Here is a 23,008-nt window from a genome sequence, read left to right as displayed (position 1 = left end):
TCCCTCCTTACAGCCGGCGCAGGATAGCATCCGTGCGCTTCTGCGTTTCCACCTTTACCTTTTCAATGTCGATGGTCTTGAATTCACCATCGCGGTACAGCACCTCGCCGTCCACCATGGTCAGGCGAACGTCCGCGCCCTGAGCCGCATAGACCACGTTGCAGGCGGCGTCGGTCATCGGTGTAAACTGCGGTGTATCGGTGTCGATGACGCACAGGTCAGCCTTATATCCAACCGCCAGCTTGCCGCAGTCCGTGCGTCCCTGCGAAAGCGCACCGGCGCGCGTTGCCGTGTGCAGCACCTGTGCAGGCGTCAGCAGCGTAGAATCGTGATAGAAACCCTTGTATACCACGCCGAACAGGTAAATATCCTGCAGAATATTCAGGTTGTTGTTGGAGGCTGCGCCGTCTGTGCCGAGCGCGATATTGATGCCCTTCTTCAGCATTTTCGGGATGTTCGCGTAGCCGGATGCCAGCTTGAGATTACTCGCCGGACAGCAGGCGACTGAAACATTGTGCTTCTTGAGAATATCGAAATCCTTGTCCTCCAGCCAGACACAGTGCGCCGCCGTGGTCGGGGAATCGAAAATGCCGTGCGCCTCCATGTACGCTGCCGGCGTCAGGCCATGACGCTGCTTGCACTCCTCGTGCTCGGTCTGCGTCTCGGACAGGTGGATGTGGATACGCGCACCCGCGTCCTTCGCGTGAGCGGCTACCGCCTCGACCACCTTGGGTGTCGAGGTATACTCGCCGTGGATACACAGATCACCGATCAGACGGCCGTCCAGCTCGCCGTTCCACTCGTTCAGCAGGCGCAGATTGTCCTTGTAGGCGGCAAGGCTCTCGTAGTCGCTGTCGTCAAATACGGTCAGACCGCGGCTGAGGTTGCACTTGATGCCGCTCTCGCGAATCGCGGGCATCATGCCGTCAAAGAAGAAATACATATCCGAGAACGAAACCGTACCGCTCGCCAGCATTTCCGCGATGGAAAGCTGCGTGCCGTAGTACGCCGCTTCGTCATCGATCTTGTCCTCAAACGGAAATACCTTCTCGCCCAGCCAGCGCTGCAGCGGCAGATTCTCCGCGTAGCCGCGCAGCAGCGTCATCGGCGCGTGGCTGTGGACGTTGTAGAAGCCGCTCATCAGCAGACGGTGTCTGCCATCGTAGCGTTCGCCGTAGTCCTCCTGCGGCTCGGTGTCACCAATATAGGCGATCTTGCCGTCCTTCACGCCAACGTACTGCCCGCGTTTGAGCGCAAAATTCTCATCCAACAGATCAATGTTGCAAAAAAGCATTGTTTTCTCCTTTTCTCTTTACAGAACATGGTAATGCGGGATAATATCCTCATATTCGCCGTCCTTGTTCAAAAATCCGCCCGGAATCACACCAAGCTGTGTGAATCCCAGCCTTTTGTACAGCGCAAGCGCACCCGTGTTGCTCTTGACGACGGCGTTGAACTGCAGCACGCGGAATCCGCATGTTTTCCCCTGTTTCATGCAGTGTATAACGAGTTTTTCACCGATATGCTGTCCGCGCACGGTCTTTTTGACGGCGTAGCTGGCGTTGCAGATATGACCGCAGCGGCCCACATTGTTCGGGTGCAGAATATACAGACCGACCAACTCACCGGTTTCCGTATTGTACGCCACGCCGGTATAGGTCTGCTCAGTGAAAAAGGCATGACCGGTCACCTCGTCCAGCTTTTCCATCTGCGGAAAGGCTTTACCGTCCTCAACGACCTCGCTCCAAATTTCTGCTGCCTGTGCCGCATCACGCTGCTCGTACTGCCGAATTTCGATCTGCATGGTATCTCATCCCTTGGGTTTTCTCTTATTATAGCATAGTGCAGGAGAAAAGAAAACTGTTGCATCGGCTGCAAACCGAGGAAACGCGCTGACGCCGCGCGGGCGCACAGTGTGCACCCATTTCTCTACCTCTACGCAACGTCAGATACCTTACTGCTACACATGCGGGTTACTCTCCGCAAGCGCGGCATGCATGACAGTGTCGCGCAACTCGTTGGACTGGAGAATATTCTGCACAGCATTTGTGAATTATCTGCGACTTGCCGAACGATATCCCATTGCGTTCTCTCCCCTCTCAACTTTTCACTCCTCACTCTTTCTTAAGGCAACACCGCACAATTAAAGCGGCGGTGCTTTGCGGAAATTATGCGGTATTGCCTTAAAACGCCGAATACTTCAAAATATCTTTTCGCATTCGCGCGATAATCCGCTTTTCCAGCCTTGAAATGTAGCTTTGCGAGATACCCAGCAAATCCGCGACCTCCTTCTGCGTCAGCGCCTTCGGCGTGCCGATGCCGAACCGCAGCGAGATGATCTGCCGCTCTCTCGGCGGCAGATGCCCCAGTGCACGATGCAGCAGCATTTTGTCCACATCGTCCTCGAGCGGCCGCATGACGCTGTCCGGCTCGGTGCCGAGAATATCACTCAGCAGCAGCTCGTTGCCATCCCAGTCCGAGGACAGCGGCTCGTCGATGGAAACCTCGCTCCGCCGTCCGGCAATCTTGCGCAGATGCATGAGGATCTCGTTTTCGATACACCGCGATGCATATGTCGCCAGCTTGACGTTTTTGTCGCTCCGGTAGGTGCTCACCGCCTTGATGAGTCCGATCGTTCCAATAGAAATTAAATCTTCTGTTCCCACACCGCTCGACTCAAACTTGCGCGCCAGGAACACCACCAGCCGCAGATTGTGCTCGATAAGACAGTTGCGCGCCGCAACATCGCCCCCGCTGTTCGCCTCCACGGCAGCGGCCTCCTCCTCCGGAGACAACGGCGGCGGCAGAACATCGCTGCCGCCGATATAATGTACACCTTGCGCTCGAAACCGCCGTAAAATCGTCTTTAACCACTGCAGAAGCTTCATTTTACTCTCCCTTTCACACCCCGATAAGTCCCTCGTACGCGCCCTGTCCGATGGAGACCGCGCTGACTGCACACACACAGTCGAGTGCCGTGCCGTCCGCTCTCAGCACGCTGTCCGGCCGGAAATACAGCAGCAGACCGCCATCCGTGCCGACCGCGTGAAACGGCAGCAGACCGCAGCGTGCAGCCAGATTTTCCGGCAGAGCCGTCAGCTGCGCGGACGCACTGCCGAACGGCAGTTTCGTGTCCAGCAGGCACTCGGCGGCCTTGCGCTCGAGCACCACGACCGGCTTTCCGGATACCGGTTCGGTCAGGTCGTTGCCCGTGTCGTGCAGCACGCGCACGGCGGTCTGCCGATTGCCGAACCAGATGGTCAGCGTTTCCGTTTCGCGGTGCAGCGCGCCGTGCTTCGCGTCTCCGCGCAGGAGTATCCCGCTTGCCGCGTAGCCGACAGCTGCCGCCAGCACGAGCACCTGTATCGGCACCGCAAAGTAGTACCCGCACGAGAGCAGCAGCCTCCTGCCGCTTGCGGCACTCAGCGCCGCCGCCAGTCCGGCGAACGAGGCCGCGACTACGCCGTACAGTGCACACAGCCGCGCAAGGTGCCGCTCTCTGCCGAAAGCGACTATGCACAGGCCCAGTCCTGCAAGCAGGCGCAGCGGCGCAAGCGTCAGCACCGGCCAGACCGCACCCAGCACGGCATAGCCGCCGCCGAGTGCTGCTGAGAAAAACAGCCGCATTTTCCGCACCTGCACGCCGCCTAAGCGAGCCGCCGCAAGCAGTGTTGCACCATCCATCAGCGCGTTGACGGCAAACAGCACATCCAGATAGACGACCATACCGCACCTCCCGAACAAGATTCAGTATAGCACGGACAACGTGCGCGTTTTGCCGAATAAAGAGCGTAAAATGCCCGAAGTCGCTCTACCATAAGGTAGAACGGCTTCAGGCAAAGAGTAGTGTGTAAGTAAGATGTGGTCGAAATGAGAAAGGGTATAAAAAACAGCAAGAGTCCTGCACCTTTTATCGGTATCAGCCCCCTTGCTGTGTCTTTATCATACTGCAAAATCGGCAGCTTGTCACCTGTCGTTTTTACAACATTCCCAGTAACTCTATCGATTATTTTTGGAGTGCATACTGTGTCAGCAGCTTTGCCGCGTCCTCTACATCGGAAACCGCACACAGCTCGCTCGGAGAATGGATATAGCGAGTCGGGATGGAGACCGCGCCTGCCTGCACGCCTGCGCGCGCCTTCTGCAGCGCCGACGTATCCGTGCCGCCGCACAGCAGGATTTCGCGCTGCGCGGATACACCGCAGTCCTTCGCCGCCTGCTCGAGCGCATCTACAACCGCCGGTGTGCAGATAACCGAACGGTCCATCACCTTGACTGCCGGTCCCTTGCCCAGCTCGACCGCCATCGCGGACTTCATCTCCGGCAGGTCGCCGGTGTCGGTCACATCCACCGCGATAGCCGCATCCGGCTCAACTGCGAACGCTGCCGCGCCTGCGCCGCGCAGACCAACCTCCTCCTGTGCCGTAAACACGAAGTACAGGTCGTTCTCGATTTCCTTGTCCGCCAACTGCTCCATCATCAGCAGGAGCGTCACACAGCCGATACGGTTGTCCAGATACGGGCCGCACAGCACGCCGTTCTGCTCGAACCGCGGTGCTTCGTACACAGCGAAATCACCGATCTGCACCAGCTTGCGCGCTTCCTCGGCGTTCTTTGCGCCGATGTCGATGAACAGATTATCCAGCGTCAAATCCTTAAGCGGCGTCTTTTCCTCGTAGGAGATCACGCCGCGCGTGCCGTTGGCAAACTTCACCTGAATATTCAGCAGGTCACCGACATACAGGCCGCCGATCTGCGAAAAACGGATAAAGCCCTTGTCCTCAATATAGGTGGCAACCACGCCGATAGAGTCCATATGCGCGGCAAACAACAGCTTTTTGCCATTCTTTGCGCCTTTTTTGCGGCAGATAAGGTTGCCGAGCGCGTCCGTCGTCACGTCGTCGATATACGCGCCTGCAATCTCCGCGATGGTTTCGCGAACCGCATCCTCACGGCCGGAAGGGCCGAATGCACCCGCGACCGTGTTCCATAAATCAAAAATCTTGCTCATTCGTCGTCCCCTCCGAGTTCTTCCAGAAATGCGCGTGCGGCGGAAAGCACCGCTTCGCAGTCAGCTACTGCCGCCACCGAGGACGGCGAGTGAATATAGCGTACCGGAGCCGCAGCCGCGCACACGCGCACGCCTGCACGGCTCTTGTGGATACGGCCTGCGTCCGTGCCGCCGGCTACGCGCGTTTTCGTCTGCCAGCGGATGCCGCGCTTGTCGCAGGCATTGCGCATAAGTTCAAACAGCTCCGCATCGTAGATAGTCGCGCCATCCATGAACGGCAGAACAACACCGCCGCGTACGCGGCAAACGGCTTTGCCGCCTTCCACCTCTGCGAGATCAGCAGCTGTCGTACCCTCGAGCACCATTGCAAATCCCGGATCGAGCGCATACGCCATGCTTGCCGCACCGCGCAGACCGACTTCCTCCTGCACAGTAAAGCAGAACCAGGTGTCGATCGGCGGCTCGTCCTCGATGAGCTTGAGGAGCGCAGCACAGCCGACGCGGTCATCAATCGCCTTGGCCTTGATAAGACCGTCGCCGAACTCGACAACCGCCGAGTCGAACACGCCGTAATCGCCAAGCGAAACCTTGTCCTCGGCGGCAGCTTTGCTCGCTGCACCGATGTCGATATACAAATCCTTGGTCTTGGGCATGGTACGGCGCTCTGCGGCAGTTGTCAAATGAACTGCCTTGATGCCGATCACGCCCTGCACATCACCGAAGCGAACCGGTCGGCCGATGACAACACGCGGGTCCACGCCGCCGACAAAGCCGAACTTCAGCATGCCGTCGTCCGTAATCTGCTTGATGATAACGCCGACCTCATCCATGTGCGCGCACACAACGACCGGACGCTCGAGCGCCTTTTTGCCCTTTCGGAACACCATAATGTTGCCGATGGCATCGGTCTTTATCTCGTCTGCGAACGGCTTTACCTTCTCGAGCACAAACTCGCGCACCGCATCCTCACAGCCGGACGGCCCCGGCAGTGCGCACAGCTGCTTCATCAGTTCGATCATGCGCCCACCTCCCCGTCAAATCCGCGCAGAAATTCCGCCATCAGGTCAGCAACCGCCTGCACATCAGACAGCTTCACAACCTCGACCGGCGTATGCATGTATTTTTCCGGAATGGACAGCAGACCCATTGCGATACCGCGGCCGACGATCTGCATCGTCCACGCATTCGTGCCGGTGTTGCCCTCCATGATTTCAAGCGTATAGTCGATGTCGTTCGCCTTGGCGGTCTTGATGAGCGCCTTGGTAAAGCCGCGATGCAGGTTCGGTCCCATGCCGACTGCCACGCCGCTGCCGAGGTCGAACACACCGTCCGACGGACCGTCCGGCGTTCTGCCGTGGGTCACATCCACCGCGATGGCGTACTCCGGCTGAACCGTAAACGCGCCGGTCTGTGCACCCAGCTCGGTGACCTCCTCCTGCGTGCTGATGAGCACTGCGACATTGCACTTCAGCTTGTCCTTTGCCGCGTGCAGCTTTTCCATCGCCAGCAGAATGGCGGCAACGCCCGCTCGGTCGTCAAGGCACTTGCTGCAAAGCTGACCGCCCGCCAGCTTGATCGGCTGCTGCGCGAACACGATCGGCGTGCCGACGCGAATGCGGCTTTTGGCATCGAGCAGACCGGTGTCGATTGCCATCTGGTCGATGGGGACGGCCTTGTTCTGCTCACCTGCTTTGAGCAGGTGCGGCGGCATGCAGGATACCACGCCGTACAGCGGCTCGTCCGCGAGAATGGTCACCTCGCCGCCGAGCAGCATGCGCGGGTCCACACCGCCGACCGGCGCGAACCGCAGAAAGCCGCCGTCCAGCACCTCGGTGACGAGAAAGCCGATCTGGTCGAGGTGTGCATCCAGCATGACAGTTTTCGCGCCCTCTTTACCGCAGGACAGGCTGCCGATCACGTTGCCGTTCTTATCCGTATCCACGGTGTCGCAGTACGGGCGGAACAGCTCCGCGACGGCCTTTGCCGCCTGCATTTCAAAGCCGCTGACCGCCGGCAGCGCGCACAGCGTCCGCAGCGTTTGTTCTAACTGCAAGGAAATTCCTCCTTTTTCGTCTTTTGTCGTACAAGTTCTATTATAACCGTTTCATTGCTCGGTTACAAGGCACAGCAAATGAAAAAGGCACCGAATCGGTGCCTTTTTCGTGTTTATCAGATTTCCTCACCGGTCGGGAGGTACAGCTTATCCATTACGCGGACACAGCCGTTTTCAAAGGTGATTTCCTGCGTCATTGCACCATCGTTCTTGATGGTGCCGAGCGTCGTGCCGAAGCGGTCAAAGCAGGTAATAGTGTGCTCATCCGTGCGGAGCGCATACACGCCTGCACCGTCGGTCGGCAGTGTGCCCGGACGGCTGTTCGGGCACTTTACGCGGAACAGAACCTTGTTCGTGCCGTCCGCATCACAGCGGATGTACTCGTATTCCTTGTCGTTAATCCAATGGCTGTAAATGTTCTGACCGACCTCATCGAACGCATTCTGATAGGTCTTTGTCAGCTTTTTGCCCTTAAAGTTGTACAGCGCATAGTAGCCGGTCGATTCTGCGGCGATGTAGGTATCGCTGTACTGATTCAGCTGCAGCGCACGAGAACTGGACGCGATGCGCTTGCCGCCTGCGATAATCGTGTACGAGGAACCGTCCCGATTTACAACAACAAAGCGGTCACCCTTGCCATCACCAGCAAGCAGAATTTCAACAGCCATCTTGCTGTGGTCAAACGCAAAATTCATGCTCCACAGGGTCTTGCCAGTGGTGTCAATTGCGGCAATGGTCTTGCTGTCCACGCGGACAACTGCTTTGCCGTCCTTGAAATCGGTCAACGCGTCATACGTCTGCGTGCTGCTTGTGCCATCGGCATAGATAATGCGGTCCTTTCCATAAACCTCACCGCCATTCTCCGGAGACGGACGCAGCCAGCCGGCCTGCTCGCCGTCCGTGCCGCTAACAGCGTAGTTTTCCAGTGTTTCACCGGTCTTCATGTTGTGCACATCATGCTTGTAAGCCACGGTTTCTCGCAGCGTGACCCACTCACCGAACAACTCAATATCGTAAAATTCACCCTTGGTATCCTTGTAATCTGTCAGCAGGCGATTGCCCTTTGCATCCTCCAGATAGACCTGCGAAACACCCGGACCGACAACCGCACGATTGATATAATATTTGCTGTCTGTGCTGCTCGTGCTGTCGTCCTTGACAGCATACTTGGTATCATACAGGCGCAGCATGGTCGCGATGGACTGCTCGTGCGTATAGCTGTTATTCGGTGCAAAACGATTGCCGCTGACGCCGTTCATCACGCCGCTGTTGTACGCCCAGTACACATCGCTGCGTGCCCACGCCTGAATGTCCGCGCCGTCCGCGAAAACGTGCGGCATACGGTCCTTCACGCTGTCCTTGGCATTCTTGCGCAGATTGCCCAGACGGTGCAGCATACTTGCCGCCTGCTGACGGGTCAGCTTCTGCTGCGGTGCAAACTTTCCGCCGCCGACACCGTTTACCACGCCCAGAGACGCACAGAGCAGCACATCCTCGTCCTTGGTATCCGAGAAGGAGACCGCGGTTTTCTCGACGGATTTTACGTTGCCGCTCTTTTCCCAGGTGCGATAAACCGCTGCCGCCAGTGCGCAGAAATCCGCACGGGTGATGCTCTGCGTGTACGCCTGATCGACCTGCTCCGGCACAATGCCCGCGTTCCGCGCGGTATCCACCGCCGACTTGGCCCAACTGCTCGGCGCTTCCGCTGCCGCAGCCGCCGTCACCAGCATAGCCGCAGACAAAATTGCTGCAATCGTTCGTTTCATAGAAAATCCTCCTTTTAATTCAGCGGTCAGTGGTTTTTTCTTTGTTTTGGATATTACGCGCGCTGTTTTCTGATCGCTACATTGTATTTGACGTTGGGTGTCTGCAAAAGGTTCCCAGATTTATCGGGTAATGTCAAAAAAATCATTGACGGTGCAGGTCTGCAGAATACCGTCCGGCGTGTAGTATTCATCCCGCAGGACGCGCTGCTGCTCGTCATACCATATTTTCTCGGTTACGCCATCCTCGCTGACGCAGACTGCGGTGCGCTCGGCGTCGTCATACGTCCACTCGTTGTCCTGCATCATTTCGTAATTCGGATCATGCACATTGTTTTCCATGCGCAGTATGGAACCGCGTGCATCCTTTACCGTGATCCATGTGCCGGTCAGCACGCCCTCGAAAATCGTGCTGGTTCTGGTCGTTTCTCCGGTTTTGGGATTGTATTCCGACACTGTCTGTGACTGCATGTTGCCTGCTGTGTCGCAGCTCTGCTCCAGATACGGTTCTTTCTCGTCTCCGCGATAAGTGTAAGTCTCTATTCCGTCCGCATCCTCCGTGCGAACGATACGACCCTGCTCGTCATACTCTGTGTAAGAAACCGTTTTTACGCCGCAGGTTGTGGAATACCATGTCATTTTGCTGCCGCTGTAAACCTTTCGTTCACTGGAACTCACACCGAACGGACGCTTGCAATTCAGCGACCAGATCTCGCGGTTCTGCGCATCGTAGCCGGTGATTCTGAGATAGGACCATTCCTTCTCATCCGGTATCACGCGCGTTGTCTTTTGCTGTTCAATCCGAGCAGCAGGCTGCATATACGCCAGAAGTGTCCAGTTTTCCGCTGTCGGACGGACATACCGCAGTCCGTTCAGCGATAAGCCGCCGAAAACAGCACCGCAGCAGACCGCAGTGCTCGCCGCTATCATTCCGGCTCGTTTAAGAATGTTCAGCTTCACCCAAACACCTCCTCAGCGGGTTACATCTGTGTATGTCGTGGTAGTTTCAAATTGTCTGCCGTTTTCATTGCTCCATGTGTCCTTGATGCTGCGTCCCTGCTCATCATACCAATGTTTCTCGGTCATGCCCGATTCACCATTCACGCAGGTGGCTGTGCGTGCGGCATCATCATACATCCATCGGTTGACATAAGTTTCTGTCCCGCCGTCCGCGTCGGTAACCTCCCGCTTGATGGTATTGCCGTGCGCATCCTCGGTAAAACGTACCCTCATCTGAAAAGTGCCGTCCTCCTCATACCACATACATAATGTGATCGTATTTCCGGTACTGCTGTCTGTTTCTGTGGTTTTCTGCAGAAGCTGAACATTCTGACCGTTATAGGATTTCTCCAGATAAGGCTTTGTCTCGTTTCCGTGATAAAAAAGGTTCGTTACAGCCTCCCCCGGGATTTCCTCCCGAATGAGCCGTCCCTGTTCATCATACTGCCAGACCACAGCTGGCCGACCCTCTCCCCAATTATACTGCGCTTCAGTGTTGCCGGTGTACACATAACGGCTGCTGCCGACCGAGGTCAGCCTGCCGAACGTCGTACTCGACCAAATCTCACGATTCTGTGCATCATAACCGGTAATGGTATAGCTGGGTGCAGAAGAATCCTGAAAATCCATGACGGACTGTTCGATTCTTGCCGCCGGTTCGACCCACGGCAGCAGCCACCAGTTGTCCGCCGTCGGTCTCATGTAACGCAGTCCATTCATCGCCAGCGCCCCAAAAACACCGGCTGTACAGGCAGCAGTTGCCGCTGTCAACATTCCCACACGTTTCAACAGATCTTTTTTCATTATGATCCCGCCCTTCTCTATCCAATTGTCCTGCCTGTCTTATTGATTTCAGTATAGCATAAATTTTTCCGAAAGGATATATCTCTTTACATTTTGAAACAGAAATGTATCATGCAGCGGCAAAATCGTTTGTCTGCGCCCGGTTGGCGGTGGTGCGGGAGCACTCCCCTACGATTGCGCGTGTGCAACTGAATTTACCGGCGGTGCGCCGAGGTCGTACCCAGGGCACCTTCTCTTACCCTGACGGGCAATTCACCTTGCCGCACCCTATGGTAAAGTCTAACATCGGATATAATTCGCGTATGTTACGAAATAAACGCAAAAAAATCCCGCAGAGAAAACCTCTGCGGGATTTATTATGCTATTTCAGCAAGCGTTTTGCGCGATCTTACGCCTCGGGAGCGTACAGATCCTGCAGGCGCTTCAGGTGAGCGTAACGCTTGGTAGACTCTACCTCGGAACGCTCGAACAGGCCCTCTGCACGATCCGGGAACGAACGGGTCAGTGCGGAGTAACGAGCCTCGCCCATCATGAACTTGCGGTAATCCTCGGTCTTGGGCTCCTTGGACTCCAGAATGAACGGGTTCTTGCCCTCGTCAGCCAGCTGCGGGTTGAAGCGGAACAGGTTCCAGTAACCGCAGTCAACAGCCTTCTTCATCTCAGCCTGGCAGTTGGTCATGCCGCCCTTGATGGAGTGCATCTCACACGGAGCATAGCCGATTACCAGAGACGGGCCCGGATAAGCCTCAGCCTCAGCGATGGCCTTCAGGGTCTGAGCCGGGTTAGCGCCCATAGCTACCTGTGCAACGTAAACGTAGCCGTAGCTCATAGCGATCTCAGCAAGGCTCTTCTTCTTGGTGGTCTTACCGGAAGCTGCGAACTGTGCAACAGCGCCGATGTTGGTAGCCTTGGAAGCCTGTCCGCCGGTGTTGGAGTAAACCTCGGTATCGAATACCATAACGTTTACGTCCTTGCCGGATGCCAGAACGTGATCCAGACCGCCGAAGCCGATGTCATATGCCCAGCCGTCGCCACCGAAGATCCAAACGGACTTCTTAGCGAGGTATTCCTTGTGAGCCAGAACATCCTTGCAGTCCGGGCAGCCTGCTGCTGCGCCCTTTTCGAGCTCTGCAACCAGTGCCTTTGCCGGCTCAGCGTTAGCAGCGCCGTTGTCCTTGGTATCCATGAAGCTGTTAACAGCGTTCTTGAAGCTGTCGGTAGCGTTCTCAGAGCCAGCCATAACTTCCAGCTTGGAGATCAGGCGCTCACGGAGAGCTTCCTGACCATAGTACATGCCAAGGCCGTGCTCTGCGTTATCCTCGAACAGGGAGTTAGCCCATGCCGGACCGTGGCCGTTTGCATCAACGGTGTACGGGGAGGTAGCAGCCGGGCCGCCCCAAATGGACGAACAGCCAGTAGCGTTGGAGATGTACATACGATCGCCGCAAACCTGAGTGATCAGGCGGGCGTAAGAGGTCTCTGCACAGCCTGCGCAGGAACCAGAGAACTCAAGCAGCGGCTTCTTGAACTGCGAATCCTTTACGGAGTTCGTGGAGATCATGTCGGCCTTCTCGGAAACCTTTGCTACGCAGTAATCGAATGCATCCTGCTGAGCAGCTTCCTCTGCCTGCGGTACCATCTTGAGGGACTTGGTCGGGCAGACGCCGATACATACGCCGCAGCCCATGCAGTCCAGCGGAGATACAGCCATGGTGTACTTGTAAACGCCCTTGCCCTTGCCTGCCTTGATGTCAACCAGCTTGGTGGAAGCCGGTGCAGCAGCAGCCTCTTCTTCGGTCAGTGCAAACGGACGAATGGTAGCATGCGGGCAGACGTAAGCACACTGGTTACACTGAACACAGGTAGCCTCGTTCCACTGCGGAACGGTAACTGCTACGCCGCGCTTCTCGTAAGCAGCTGCGCCGTGCTCGAAGGAGCCGTCAACATGCTCGCCTGCGAATGCGGATACCGGCAGGGAGTCGCCGTCCATGCGGCCGATCGGCTCCATAACGTCCTTGACCATCTTGACAACTTCCGGACGGCCCTGCAGATCGCGGGTATCAGCCTCGTCCTGTGCGTCAGCCCAGTCAGCCGGTACGTCGATCTTCTGGTATGCGGTAGCGCCGATGTCGATAGCCTTGTGGTTCATATCAACGATGTCCTGGCCCTTCTTCAGGTAGGACTTGGTAGCAGCGTCCTTCATGAACTGGATAGCCTGCTCGCTCGGCATTACCTTAGCCAGTGCGAAGAATGCAGACTGCAGGATGGTGTTGGTGCGCTTGCCCATGCCGATCTCGATAGCGAGGTCGATCGCGTTGATGGTGTAAAGCTGAACGTCGTTCTTAGCAATGTAGCGCTTCTCGGAAGCTGCCAGATGCTTGCTCAGCTCTTCCGGAGACCACTGGCAGTTGATGAGGAATACGCCGCCCGGCTTAACGTCACGCACGATCGGGAAGTGCTTGGTGATGTAGGACGGGTTGTGGCATGCTACGAAGTCAGCCTTGTTGATGTAGTAAGGAGAACGGATCGGCTTGTCGCCAAAACGCAGATGCGAAACGGTTACGCCGCCGGTCTTCTTGGAGTCGTACTGGAAGTAAGCCTGTACGAACTTGTCGGTGTGGTCGCCGATGATCTTGATGGAGTTCTTGTTCGCACCAACGGTACCGTCGCCGCCGAGACCCCAGAACTTGCACTCGGTCGTGCCTTCTGCTGCGGTGTTCGGTGCCGGCTTCTCCTCGAGGGAGAGGTAGGTAACGTCGTCGTTGATGCCCAGGGTGAACATCTTCTTCGGCTCTGCCTTAGCCAGCTCCTCGTATACAGCGAATACGGAGGACGGGGGCGTATCCTTGGAACCCAGACCGTAACGGCCGCCGGTTACTACCTTATCGGTGATGCCTGCATCAGCCAGAGCGGTAACAACGTCCATGTAAAGCGGCTCGCCCTGGGAGCCCGGCTCCTTGGTGCGGTCGAGGACTGCGATCTTCTTAGCGGTCTCCGGGATAGCTGCGATCAGCTTGTCAGCACGGAACGGACGGTACAGACGAACCTTAACCAGGCCGACCTTCTCGCCGTGTGCGTTCAGGTAATCGATAACTTCCTCTGCAACGTCGCAGATGGAGCCCATAGCGATGATAACGCGGTCAGCGTCAGCAGCGCCGTAGTAGTTGAACAGCTGGTAGTTGGTGCCGAGCTTGGCATTTACCTTGCCCATGTACTCCTCAACGATGCCCGGAACAGCTTCGTAGAACTTGTTGGCAGCCTCGCGGTGCTGGAAGAATACGTCGCCGTTCTCGTGAGAGCCGCGCATCATAGCGTGCTCCGGGTTCAGTGCGCGCTTGCGGAATGCTTCAACAGCATCCATGTCGCACATTTCCTTCAGATCCTCGTAATCCCAAACCTGGATCTTCTGGATCTCGTGGGAGGTACGGAAACCGTCGAAGAAGTTGATGAACGGAACACGGGACTTGATGGTAGCCAGATGTGCTACTGCAGAAAGGTCCATAACCTCCTGCGGGTTGGTCTCAGCCAGCATAGCGAAACCGGTCTGGCGGCAAGCCATAACGTCAGAATGGTCACCGAAGATGTTCAGTGCATGAGATGCAACGGTACGAGCGGAAACGTGGAATACACACGGAAGCAGCTCGCCTGCGATCTTGTACATATTCGGGATCATCAGCAGAAGACCCTGAGAAGCAGTGTAGGTGGTAGTGAGCGCACCTGCTGCCAGAGAGCCGTGTACGGTACCCGCCGCACCTGCCTCGGACTGCATTTCGATTACCTTAACGGTAGTACCGAAAATGTTCTTCTGACCTGCGGCAGCCCACTGGTCAACGCTGTCTGCCATGGGGCTGGACGGGGTGATCGGATAGATACCCGCAACTTCGGTAAACGCGTACGATACGTGCGCGGCCGCAGTGTTGCCGTCCATGGACTTCATCTTTCTTGCCATGTTGATGTCCTCCTATAAAAAATTATAATTCTCAATCGGAATTAAAAGCCCTCGTTTTGGTGTATTTTAACCTAAACTAAGCCTTACCTGCCCCTTCATTGTAGCACTCACGCACAAAGTTGTAAACAGTAAATGTACTATTTTCCGCACTATTTTTCAAATTTTGATAAGCCGTTTCGTATTACGAAACGCATGCGAACTTTTTATCATGGAGTTTCTGTGTTTTTTCCGTGTTTTTTATTGCGTAATCTGATGACACATAGTATAGTATTAGATGTATAGTTATATGGTTATGTCATAAGTATCGGAGGGATCGGCATGGTATCTCGCGTATTCTCCGCAGGACTGAGCGGCATTGACGGCTACATTGTCACCGTCGAGTGCTTCCTCTCCGGCGGTCTTCCCCGGCTGGATGTCGTCGGTCTGCCGACCGGCGCGGTATCCGAAGCCGGAGAGCGCGTCCGTGCCGCCGCAAAGGCCTGTGCCTTTGACTGGCCCGTGTCCCGACTGACCGTCAACCTCGCACCTGCCGACACCAAAAAGGCAGGAACAGCCTACGATCTGCCCATTCTGCTTTCCATTCTGGCGGCAGCGGGCGAGATTGATGCACCGCCCGACAACACTCTCTTCTTCGGCGAGCTTTCCCTCACCGGAGAGCTGCGGCCTGTCTGCGGTGCGCTTTCCATGGCGCTTGCCGCGCGTGATGCCGGTTTCAAAACCGTGTTCGTTCCCGCGATGAATGCCGCCGAAGCATCCTATGCTTCCGGTGTGACGGTGTTTCCGATCCATACATTAAATGAGCTGCTCGGACATTTGAACGGCAGAAAGCCGCTCACGCCGTGTGCTCCTCCGCCCAGACCCGAACCGCAGGACGATGCGCTGGATTTTGCACATGTTCTCGGTCAGCACGCGGTCAAACGCGCGCTCGAGATCGCGGCCGCAGGCGGACACAACGTGCTTCTTTCCGGACCGCCCGGTTCGGGCAAGAGCATGGCTGCAAAGCGCTTTTCCACCATCCTGCCGCCGCTGTCCGACAGCGAACGGCTGGAGGTCATCCGTGTCTGGTCCGCCATCGGCAGAGGACAGGAGGCGGTCGAACGTGCCGAACGGCCGTTCCGTGCACCGCATCATAATTCCTCGGCCAACGCAATGGCAGGCGGTTCGGGTGCCGCAGGGCGGCTGCCCGTCCCCGGCGAGATCACGCTCGCGCACCGCGGTGTGCTGTTTCTGGATGAATTTCCGGAATTCCGCCGCGATGTGCTCGAAACCCTGCGCCAGCCGCTTGAGGACGGCAGAGTTACCATCTCGCGCGTCGCCGGTCAGGTGACGTATCCGGCACGGTTTCAGCTCATTGCCGCGATGAATCCCTGCAAATGCGGCTGGTACGGCACGGAACGCTGCACCTGCACCAAGGCCGCCGTTCAGCAGTATCTGCACCGTCTGTCCGGTCCGCTGCTCGACCGAATCGACCTGCAGGTTGCTGTGCAGCCGGTTGAATACGCCGCGCTTGCCGCACGAGGTCAGGCCAGCGAGGAACACTCCGCCGATATTCGTGCCCGTGTGCTCGCCGCGCGCGAGCGGCAGTATGCCCGACAGGGTGCCGACGTGTGCAACGCCGCGATTCCGCCGCCGCAGCTTGCCGAGCACTGCCCGCTGAGCGCGGATGCGTCTCGTATGTTTGCGGCCGCATTCCAGCGACTGGGGTTGACCGCCCGTGCGCATGACCGCGTACTGCGTGTTGCCCGCACGATCGCCGATCTGGCAGACAGCAATGTCATCGAAGCTGAGCATCTCGCCGAGGCTCTGCAGTACCGTTCACTCGACAGAGCCGCGGGTTCTTGACAGCTTGTGGAAAAGTCTGTGGACTATGTGTATAAATTTACAATTACTGTAATTTCGTCTAAATTCGACCATTTCGTTTTTATTTTTTAACATACTGGTTTGTTTTATTGGCAAACCAACAACCAGTCAGGAGGAAAAATTCAATGTCTCATCCTATCGCTCGCCGTGCCGGTATGCTTGCGCTGACTGCCGCAATGCTCATGCCAAGCGCGGGAGCATTATCCGATGTGTCCAGCTGGGCGCAGGAAGGCGTTGCCGCTGCGCAGAATGCCGGTCTGGCACCTTCGTCCCTGTCCAACAGTGCCGCTTCCGGCTCTATCACCCGCGCAGAGTTCTGTGCCGTTGCACTGAACGCCTACAAGGCTGTCAGCGGCAAGGCTGTCTATGTTTCGGGCAAAAAGCCGTTCGAGGACTGCTCGGACCCCAATGTCACCGCAGCTTACCTGCTCGGCATTGTAAACGGCCGCACCAACGGCAACTTTGATCCGGATGCCAAGATCAGCCGTGAGGAAATGTGCACCATACTCGACAACATCCTCGCCGCTGCCGATATTGAAGCAACCGAGATCGCAGGTGATGCCTGCATCGAGGATTACCCCGATGTAAGCATGATCAGCGATTACGCAATGCAGCCGGTCGTTACCATGGTCGATCATTCGGTCATCAACGGCATCACCGATACCAGCACGGACACCACCATTCTGGCTCCGTCCGGCACCACCACCCGTGAGCAGGCGCTGATCATGGCAAACCGCTTCTGCACCGCCTTCAAGCCGGATAAGACGCCGATTGCAGCGGTTGATGGCTCCGCTAACCTGCCGACCACCGCCGGTTCTTCCACCTCTGCCGCAACCACCATCACTGGTCTGCCGAAGACCGAGGCTGAGAAGATGACCTACGTTTACGGCGCAGGCAACGGCAAGTACCAGTCCGCAGCTGAGGCTGAGGCTCACATGGTAGAGATCGTGGTTCCGGTATGGCATCTGCAGTCCGACGGCACCAAGGTGGCCTCCAAGGCTTATCTGCAGGTAAACGCTTCGCTGGCTTCCATCTATCAGGCAATCTTTGAGGAGATCTTCAACGGCTCCGAGAAGTTCCCGATCTATGATGTAGGCTGCTACTCGTGGCGCACCGGCGAGCACTCGCAGGGCACCGCAGTTGATATCAACCCGGACGAGAACATGGAAGCTACCATCAACTCGGACGGTTCCCTGTCTCCGACCTGCGGCACCCACTGGACGCCGTATATTGATCCGTACTCCATCCCTGAGGGCGGCGATGTTTACAATGCCTTCACCAAGTACGGCTTTACCTGGGGCGGCAACGGCTGGCGCACCAAGCGCGACTACATGCACTTCAGCTACTTCGGCCGCTAAGCACTACATACGAAATGGCAAAAGAAGGGACGGCTTATCGTTAGCCGCCCCTTATCTTTTGTGAAATTTGTGTAACTTTACAGGAATTTTATTTGCATTTTTAGAATAACATGCTATAATAATATATAGAGTACATTAGTAAGGAGGCATGACATCATGAGAAGACTTTCTATTCCGCAGAAGCCCGACCGTCCGGACATCGACGATCTGATCTTTGGTGATGACCATAAGACGCAGAGCGAAAAGTAACCGCACTTTTTGATCGGTTCCACGCAGGGCTTGCAGAGAAACAGCAGCCGCGTGGTTTTTTTATACCTGTTTTTTGAAAGGAAACATATAAAAATGGAATCATCCAGTCCCGCGTCACGGACAAAAACGTAACACCCGAAGCATTTTTAATGCCTCGGGTGTTTTATTTTGGTCGTTTCGATGGTGGTAACGGTGTCGGTATATCGGTCAATCCAAGCAAATATTCCAGATTGACCTGATAGAAACGAGAAAGTAGAATCAGAATCTCCAACGGAAATTCACGCACACCGTTTTCATAATTGCTGTATGTGTTCTGCGCTACCTTTAGATATGCGGCAATTTCACGCTGTTTGATATCCCTGTCTTCGCGCAATTCTTTTATGCGGTTGTGCTCCATATGACCACCTCGCATTTACCTTAACTTATCTCGAAACAGGATATTGACTTCTATCTCGTTTCGAGATATAGTGTATGTAAAGTGGTGGAATATATACGACGGGAGGAAAAAGTATGTGGTATGATTTTGAAGCTGCATTTGAGAGTAAGAAATCTGAAGCAGAGGAAATGCTGCACGACGAAGATAAGCTACTGGAATTCATCAGCAAAGTCTTGAAAAAGCTGGATACAATTCCAGTTGTAGGCTCGTTGCTGGGAGATATTCCGCTGTTGTGCATGATCGTTGTCGATTATGTTAAAGGAGAGTATACCGAAATTCCGTTAGCAAGCGTGATTGGCATTATTGCAGCATTGATTTACTTTTTCAGTCCGGTTGATTTGATTCCAGATTGTATTCCGGGGATTGGGTTGTTGGACGATGCGGCAGTTATTGGAATTGCGATTAAGGCAGTGGATAATGATTTGCAAGCCTATAGAGAGTGGAAAGGAATGTAATTATGGCAACAAGAAAAACAAGAAGTGATTGCACAGTAGGAGCGTTTGAAAAGAAGCATGGTTTACCGTCCGGAGCGATTCGTAATCCAAACGGCAAAGATGCAAGAGCGGATAAGAAAATAGGAAATCTGCGCAAAGATTTTGCAAATGCCAAAAAGAATAAGAAATAATAAAAACCACCACGTTTCCGTGGTGGTTTTTATTATGCAATTTACGGCCGTTTCCTCTTAACCCACTCCTACCTCCTCACTCCTAACTTCTACCTTGCACAATCTCTTCATTCTCAACTCTCCACCCAAAATATCAATTTTAATTACATTAAATAGGTAAAATAAAACCCCACCCTGCCGATGCAGTCCAATTAGTAACCTGCACGACTCATGCAGGTGGGTCCTCTGTTTGATACCTCTGCGCTTCCAACTTCCGTGTATACCCGGGAGGCCTGCTGCTCAGTATCAAAACTTTCCGAAGTCCCGTACTAAAAATGTGGGTTAAAAAAGGACTGCTGTCGAACAGGGCAGGATCTTACCGAAATAAAATGCTTTGCTTCCGATAACGAAGCTGCGCTGTTTACTCTTATTTTATGCCATCGGCCGGAGAATTACTCCTCCTCTGCCTCGGCGCGTTCCATAACGATGTTGAACACTGCATCTGCGATCTCGTCATCCTCGACCGCCTCGAGCAGCTCTTCGCCGTTCTCCTCAACGATCTGCATGATAACGACCTCTGCATCCTCCTCGATGGAGATCTCTGCAGGGATAAACGCCAGATAGGTCACGCCATTATATTCCACGGTGTCGATATGCTCAAACTCGACCTCGTTGCCGTCCTCGTCGATCAGGGTTACAAAATCATTGCCGTATTCCTCGCTCATGGGTCCGGCACCTCCTTAAATTCATAGTAAAGGGGAGCAATCAGGTGTTTCCTGTCCCTTGTATTAAGCATAACAAATTATGACGTATTTGTAAAGCCTTATGTTGTGCATTCAGCACTACACTTTACACGATCATAGTATGTCTGTTGCTGTAATAATCATACCAGTTAAAAAACATGAAATAAAGCCTTGACTTTGCAAATTAATTCTGGTATAGTAGTTGAGGTAACAAGGAAGAAGGCATGTCCTCACCCGCAGCGAAGCAAACGGGTCAATAAAGCACAGAAGCCGCTTTGCGCGCTCTGCGATTTTATTCTGGAGGACGGTCATTCGATCAGTCCTTTTTCTTTTTGTCTTAAACCGATTTCGTTTGGAGGTGCTTACCAATCAGCAGCATGGAACATCAAATCAATGAAGAGATCCGCGACAAGGAAGTTCGTCTGATCGGTGACGACGGCGAACAGCTCGGCATTCTGCCTATTCAGCAGGCACAGGATATCGCCGTAGAAAAGGGCATGGATCTGGTCAAAATCGCGCCGCAGGCTAAGCCGCCTGTCTGCAAGATCATGGATTACGGTAAATTCCGCTTCGAGCAGGCAAAGCGCGAGAAGGAAGCGCGAAAGAATCAGCGTGTCGTGGAGATCAAAGAGATTCGCCTGACGCCTAATATCGACATCGGCGACCTGAACACCAAGGTAAAGAACGCTTGCCGCTTCCTGCAGGACGGCAACAAGGTCAAGGTTTCGGTTCGCTTCCGTGGCCGCGAGGTCACGCACGCGTCGCTTGGTCAGGATCTGCTCCATCGCTTCGCGGAGCTGTGCTCGGAGTGCAGCACGGTAGAAAAGCAGCCCAAGCTCGAAGGCCGCCAGATGCTGATGTTTCTGGCGCCCGCAAAGGACAAGTAAAACCAACGCGCAGATATAGCGCAAATTCAGAGAGGAGCAAAACCTTATGCCTAAGATCAAAACGCACAGCGGTGCAAAAAAGAGATTTTCCGTTACCAAGAACGGTAAGTTCAAGCGCGGTCACGTTGGCAAGCGCCACCTGCTCAACGGCCATGGCAAGACCACTAAGCTGAAGCGCCACCTCCGCAAGGAAGGCTTCGCAGATTCTACCAACGTAGCACAGCTGAAGCGTCTGCTGCCGTACAAGTAAGTTAGAAAACAACATCTTTCATATAGGAGGCAAACACAATGGCAAGAGTTAAGGGCGCAATGATGACCCGTAAAAGAAGAAAGAAGATCCTGAAGCGTGCTAAGGGTTACTGGGGTTCCAAGTCTACCCACTACCGTGTAGCCAACCAGGCCGTAATGAAGAGCCTGAAGTACGCTTACATCGGCCGTAAGCACAAGAAGCGTGACTTCCGTCGTCTGTGGATCACCCGTATCTCTGCAGCTTGCAAGACCTGCGATATCAACTACAGCCGTTTCATGAACGGTCTGAAGAAGGCTGGTATCGACCTGAACCGCAAGATGCTGGCTGACCTGGCTGTAAACGACCAGGCTGCATTCGCTGCACTGGCTGAGAAGGCTAAGGCTGCACTTTAATTGCATAACAAAAACGAGTCTGTGAAAACAGGCTCGTTTTTTGCATTCAGCGTTCCGATTGGGACGCTGTTTTCATATTCCGCATTCCTCCGCCCTATACTGTGATGGTAAGGAGTGTGATGAAATGGGTCCATCCATTTACTTAGGCGTACAGGGCTACGGCTGCATCCGTGCTGAGGATAAAGATCGGTTTGCGCATCGGTTTCGGCAGGACGACAGCGTATGCTGCTATGCCGTGTGCGATAAAGGCCGATACGCCATCCAGAACCGCCTGCAAGAAGGTCAGGCGTATCATTTGACCATCCGGCAGGGAACGGTAATACAGGCCATTCTCAGCCGTCCGGACGCACAAGGCGCAATCCATGCCGTCAGCGGCAATTCCATCACAGTAGACGGCATGCACCTTCCCTGCCGCGCTGTGTTTGAAATCCGCACAAGAGCCGGCGGCGCTGTCATTCTGCCGTGCTTTCTCACCGGCCGGATCGTCGGAAGTTATGCACAGGTATTCGGCGGTGCTGCGTATATCCGGCCTGCTCCGCAGATGTACCATCCGCCGGTTCACGGCATTCCCGGTCGGCGCACGCTGCAGAACCTGCTCCGAACCGCCTTGATGCCCGTCGGCACCGCGCTGTACGTCTACGGCGGCGGCTGGAACTGGCAGGATACCGGCTCCGGCAATACTGCCATGCACATTGGCCTGCCGCAAAGCTGGATCGACTTCTTCGACTGTCAGAACGCCTGCTATACTTACCGCAACGACAGCAATCCCGCGCACAGCTACTACCCGACCGGCGGCTGGAACCAGTACGGCTATTCCGGTCTGGATTGCTCGGGCTACCTCGGCTGGACGCTGTACAATACCCTGCATACCGAGAGTGCGTCTGTCTCCGACTGTGACGGCTATGTCACGCCCGCCGCCGAGTTTGCCCATACGCTTGCCCAAAGAGCCTGGGGTACCCTTTCCCGTCAGGACTGCGGCAACGGCCTGCAGGAGCCGTCCTCGTTCCGTCCCGGCGATATCTTCAGCATGGACGGTCATGTATGGCTGTGCATCGGTCCCTGTCGAGACGGCAGCATCGTCATCGCGCACTCTACGCCCTCGCCTAGCAAAACCGATTGCAGAGGCGGCGGCGTACAGCTCAGCGCGCTCAATCCCGCGCGTGATGCGGATAAGGATTGTCAGGCGTATCGGCTTGCAGAACGCTTTATGCAGCGGTATCCGCGCTGGAGTGCAAGGTATCAGGCGCAGCTGCTGCCCTATTCGGTTTATGGGAAGCTGTCGGAGAATCCGCATACAGGGTTGTTCCGGTGGAATGATTTTCTCTCCGATAAAGAAGGTGTTCGGGGACAGTTTGCGGAGGAGATTCTGCAAATTGAGAATTGAAAATGGAGAAACGAGTTGCGCGGCACGTGTATATCGCGCCTGCGCAGAGCAGCCGATATGTGTAGCAGTACGGAATCCGGCACTGCGCAGAGGTAAAGAAATGGGATCACACTGTGCTCCCCTGCGGTAACAAAAATCCTCTGCTGTTCCCCTTTTTCGAAGCGGTCGCCGGTCTCTGATCTGCGCCAGACTAACAAACAAAAGGAAGTGGGAGTTAAGAGGGTAGAAACCTTGGTGTCTACCCTCTTGCCCCGCCGCAGGGTGCG

The 23,008-nt window shown here is 55.3% G+C and carries 21 protein-coding genes and 1 other RNA gene; 8 read left to right on the top strand and 14 right to left on the bottom strand.

Going from position 1 to position 23,008, the window contains the following annotated elements:
- Positions 1 to 7 precede the first annotated feature (7 nt).
- The 11 genes from ACWVX6_RS00310 to nifJ all read right to left on the bottom strand — a co-directional run bounded on the left by ACWVX6_RS00310 (position 8) and on the right by nifJ (position 14,579).
- A complete protein-coding gene (locus ACWVX6_RS00310; RefSeq protein WP_455152032.1) occupies positions 8 to 1,294 on the bottom strand; it encodes an amidohydrolase in 1,287 nt (428 codons plus the stop codon).
- An 18-nt stretch (positions 1,295 to 1,312) separates the two neighbouring features.
- Positions 1,313 to 1,804, bottom strand: coding sequence for an N-acetyltransferase family protein (locus tag ACWVX6_RS00305; RefSeq protein WP_455152031.1), 492 nt, complete (start codon positions 1,802 to 1,804; stop codon positions 1,313 to 1,315).
- A 379-nt stretch (positions 1,805 to 2,183) separates the two neighbouring features.
- On the bottom strand, positions 2,184 to 2,888 hold the full coding sequence (sigE, locus tag ACWVX6_RS00300) for an RNA polymerase sporulation sigma factor SigE (RefSeq protein ID WP_118360717.1): 705 nt from the start codon (positions 2,886 to 2,888) through the stop codon (positions 2,184 to 2,186).
- Between the two features lie 13 nt (positions 2,889 to 2,901).
- Complete coding sequence (locus tag ACWVX6_RS00295; RefSeq protein ID WP_455152030.1) at positions 2,902 to 3,726, bottom strand: sigma-E processing peptidase SpoIIGA; 825 nt, start codon at positions 3,724 to 3,726, stop codon at positions 2,902 to 2,904.
- Positions 3,727 to 4,006: 280 nt separating this feature from the next.
- The gene (locus ACWVX6_RS00290) at positions 4,007 to 5,011 is read right to left on the bottom strand and encodes a M42 family metallopeptidase (RefSeq protein WP_455152029.1); all 1,005 of its coding nucleotides are present in this window, start codon (positions 5,009 to 5,011) and stop codon (positions 4,007 to 4,009) included.
- The gene (locus ACWVX6_RS00285; RefSeq protein ID WP_119189876.1) at positions 5,008 to 6,030 is read right to left on the bottom strand and encodes a M42 family metallopeptidase; all 1,023 of its coding nucleotides are present in this window, start codon (positions 6,028 to 6,030) and stop codon (positions 5,008 to 5,010) included. Before ACWVX6_RS00285 ends, ACWVX6_RS00290 begins: the two co-directional genes overlap by 4 nt.
- Positions 6,027 to 7,064, bottom strand: a complete 1,038-nt coding sequence (locus ACWVX6_RS00280; protein WP_455152028.1) for a M42 family metallopeptidase — start codon at positions 7,062 to 7,064, stop codon at positions 6,027 to 6,029. Before ACWVX6_RS00280 ends, ACWVX6_RS00285 begins: the two co-directional genes overlap by 4 nt.
- Positions 7,065 to 7,180: 116 nt before the next feature.
- Positions 7,181 to 8,830, bottom strand: coding sequence for an S-layer homology domain-containing protein (locus ACWVX6_RS00275; protein ID WP_455152027.1), 1,650 nt, complete (start codon positions 8,828 to 8,830; stop codon positions 7,181 to 7,183).
- A gap of 120 nt (positions 8,831 to 8,950) precedes the next feature.
- A complete protein-coding gene (locus ACWVX6_RS00270) occupies positions 8,951 to 9,787 on the bottom strand; it encodes a hypothetical protein (RefSeq protein WP_455152026.1) in 837 nt (278 codons plus the stop codon).
- Positions 9,788 to 9,799: 12 nt separating this feature from the next.
- Entirely contained in the window at positions 9,800 to 10,630 is an 831-nt protein-coding gene (locus tag ACWVX6_RS00265; RefSeq protein WP_455152025.1) for a hypothetical protein, read from the bottom strand.
- 388 nt (positions 10,631 to 11,018) lie between these two features.
- Positions 11,019 to 14,579, bottom strand: coding sequence for a pyruvate:ferredoxin (flavodoxin) oxidoreductase (nifJ, locus tag ACWVX6_RS00260; RefSeq protein WP_455152024.1), 3,561 nt, complete (start codon positions 14,577 to 14,579; stop codon positions 11,019 to 11,021).
- Between the two features lie 318 nt (positions 14,580 to 14,897).
- Between nifJ and ACWVX6_RS00255 the strand changes: the two genes are divergently transcribed.
- Both ACWVX6_RS00255 and ACWVX6_RS00250 read left to right on the top strand, forming a co-directional pair.
- Positions 14,898 to 16,421: a YifB family Mg chelatase-like AAA ATPase gene (locus tag ACWVX6_RS00255; protein ID WP_455152023.1), complete on the top strand. Its 1,524-nt coding sequence runs from the start codon at positions 14,898 to 14,900 to the stop codon at positions 16,419 to 16,421.
- A 143-nt stretch (positions 16,422 to 16,564) separates the two neighbouring features.
- Positions 16,565 to 17,797, top strand: a complete 1,233-nt coding sequence (locus tag ACWVX6_RS00250; RefSeq protein WP_455152022.1) for an S-layer homology domain-containing protein — start codon at positions 16,565 to 16,567, stop codon at positions 17,795 to 17,797.
- A 412-nt stretch (positions 17,798 to 18,209) separates the two neighbouring features.
- On the opposite strand, the gene ACWVX6_RS00245 is transcribed toward ACWVX6_RS00250, so the two are convergent.
- The gene (locus ACWVX6_RS00245) at positions 18,210 to 18,443 is read right to left on the bottom strand and encodes a helix-turn-helix domain-containing protein (RefSeq protein ID WP_118284956.1); all 234 of its coding nucleotides are present in this window, start codon (positions 18,441 to 18,443) and stop codon (positions 18,210 to 18,212) included.
- 113 nt (positions 18,444 to 18,556) lie between these two features.
- Here ACWVX6_RS00245 and ACWVX6_RS00240 point away from each other — a divergent pair, with 113 nt between their 5' ends.
- Positions 18,557 to 18,937, top strand: a complete 381-nt coding sequence (locus ACWVX6_RS00240) for a YkvA family protein (protein ID WP_118646454.1) — start codon at positions 18,557 to 18,559, stop codon at positions 18,935 to 18,937.
- 2 nt (positions 18,938 to 18,939) lie between these two features.
- Positions 18,940 to 19,107 (top strand): hypothetical protein, encoded by a 168-nt coding sequence (locus ACWVX6_RS00235; protein WP_188886020.1) that lies wholly within the window; start codon positions 18,940 to 18,942, stop codon positions 19,105 to 19,107.
- A 162-nt stretch (positions 19,108 to 19,269) separates the two neighbouring features.
- On the opposite strand, the gene ssrS is transcribed toward ACWVX6_RS00235, so the two are convergent.
- Positions 19,270 to 19,464: non-coding RNA, 6S RNA (ssrS, locus tag ACWVX6_RS00230), on the bottom strand.
- Between the two features lie 74 nt (positions 19,465 to 19,538).
- On the bottom strand, positions 19,539 to 19,811 hold the full coding sequence (locus tag ACWVX6_RS00225; RefSeq protein WP_117492244.1) for a DUF1292 domain-containing protein: 273 nt from the start codon (positions 19,809 to 19,811) through the stop codon (positions 19,539 to 19,541).
- Positions 19,812 to 20,206: 395 nt separating this feature from the next.
- On the opposite strand from ACWVX6_RS00225, the gene infC reads away from it, so the two are divergent.
- From infC to ACWVX6_RS00205, 4 genes are all read left to right on the top strand, one after another.
- The gene (gene infC / locus ACWVX6_RS00220; RefSeq protein WP_118360706.1) at positions 20,207 to 20,716 is read left to right on the top strand and encodes a translation initiation factor IF-3; all 510 of its coding nucleotides are present in this window, start codon (positions 20,207 to 20,209) and stop codon (positions 20,714 to 20,716) included.
- Between the two features lie 46 nt (positions 20,717 to 20,762).
- The gene (gene rpmI / locus ACWVX6_RS00215) at positions 20,763 to 20,966 is read left to right on the top strand and encodes a 50S ribosomal protein L35 (RefSeq protein WP_054327617.1); all 204 of its coding nucleotides are present in this window, start codon (positions 20,763 to 20,765) and stop codon (positions 20,964 to 20,966) included.
- A 38-nt stretch (positions 20,967 to 21,004) separates the two neighbouring features.
- Entirely contained in the window at positions 21,005 to 21,358 is a 354-nt protein-coding gene (gene rplT / locus ACWVX6_RS00210; RefSeq protein WP_110436155.1) for a 50S ribosomal protein L20, read from the top strand.
- A gap of 124 nt (positions 21,359 to 21,482) precedes the next feature.
- Entirely contained in the window at positions 21,483 to 22,742 is a 1,260-nt protein-coding gene (locus tag ACWVX6_RS00205; RefSeq protein WP_455152021.1) for a hypothetical protein, read from the top strand.
- Positions 22,743 to 23,008 lie beyond the last annotated feature (266 nt).

The sequence above is a fragment of the Butyricicoccus sp. genome, assembly GCF_977037065.1.
Note: the sequence above shows the minus strand (reverse complement) of the source record. Positions and strands in the feature narration are given on the sequence as shown.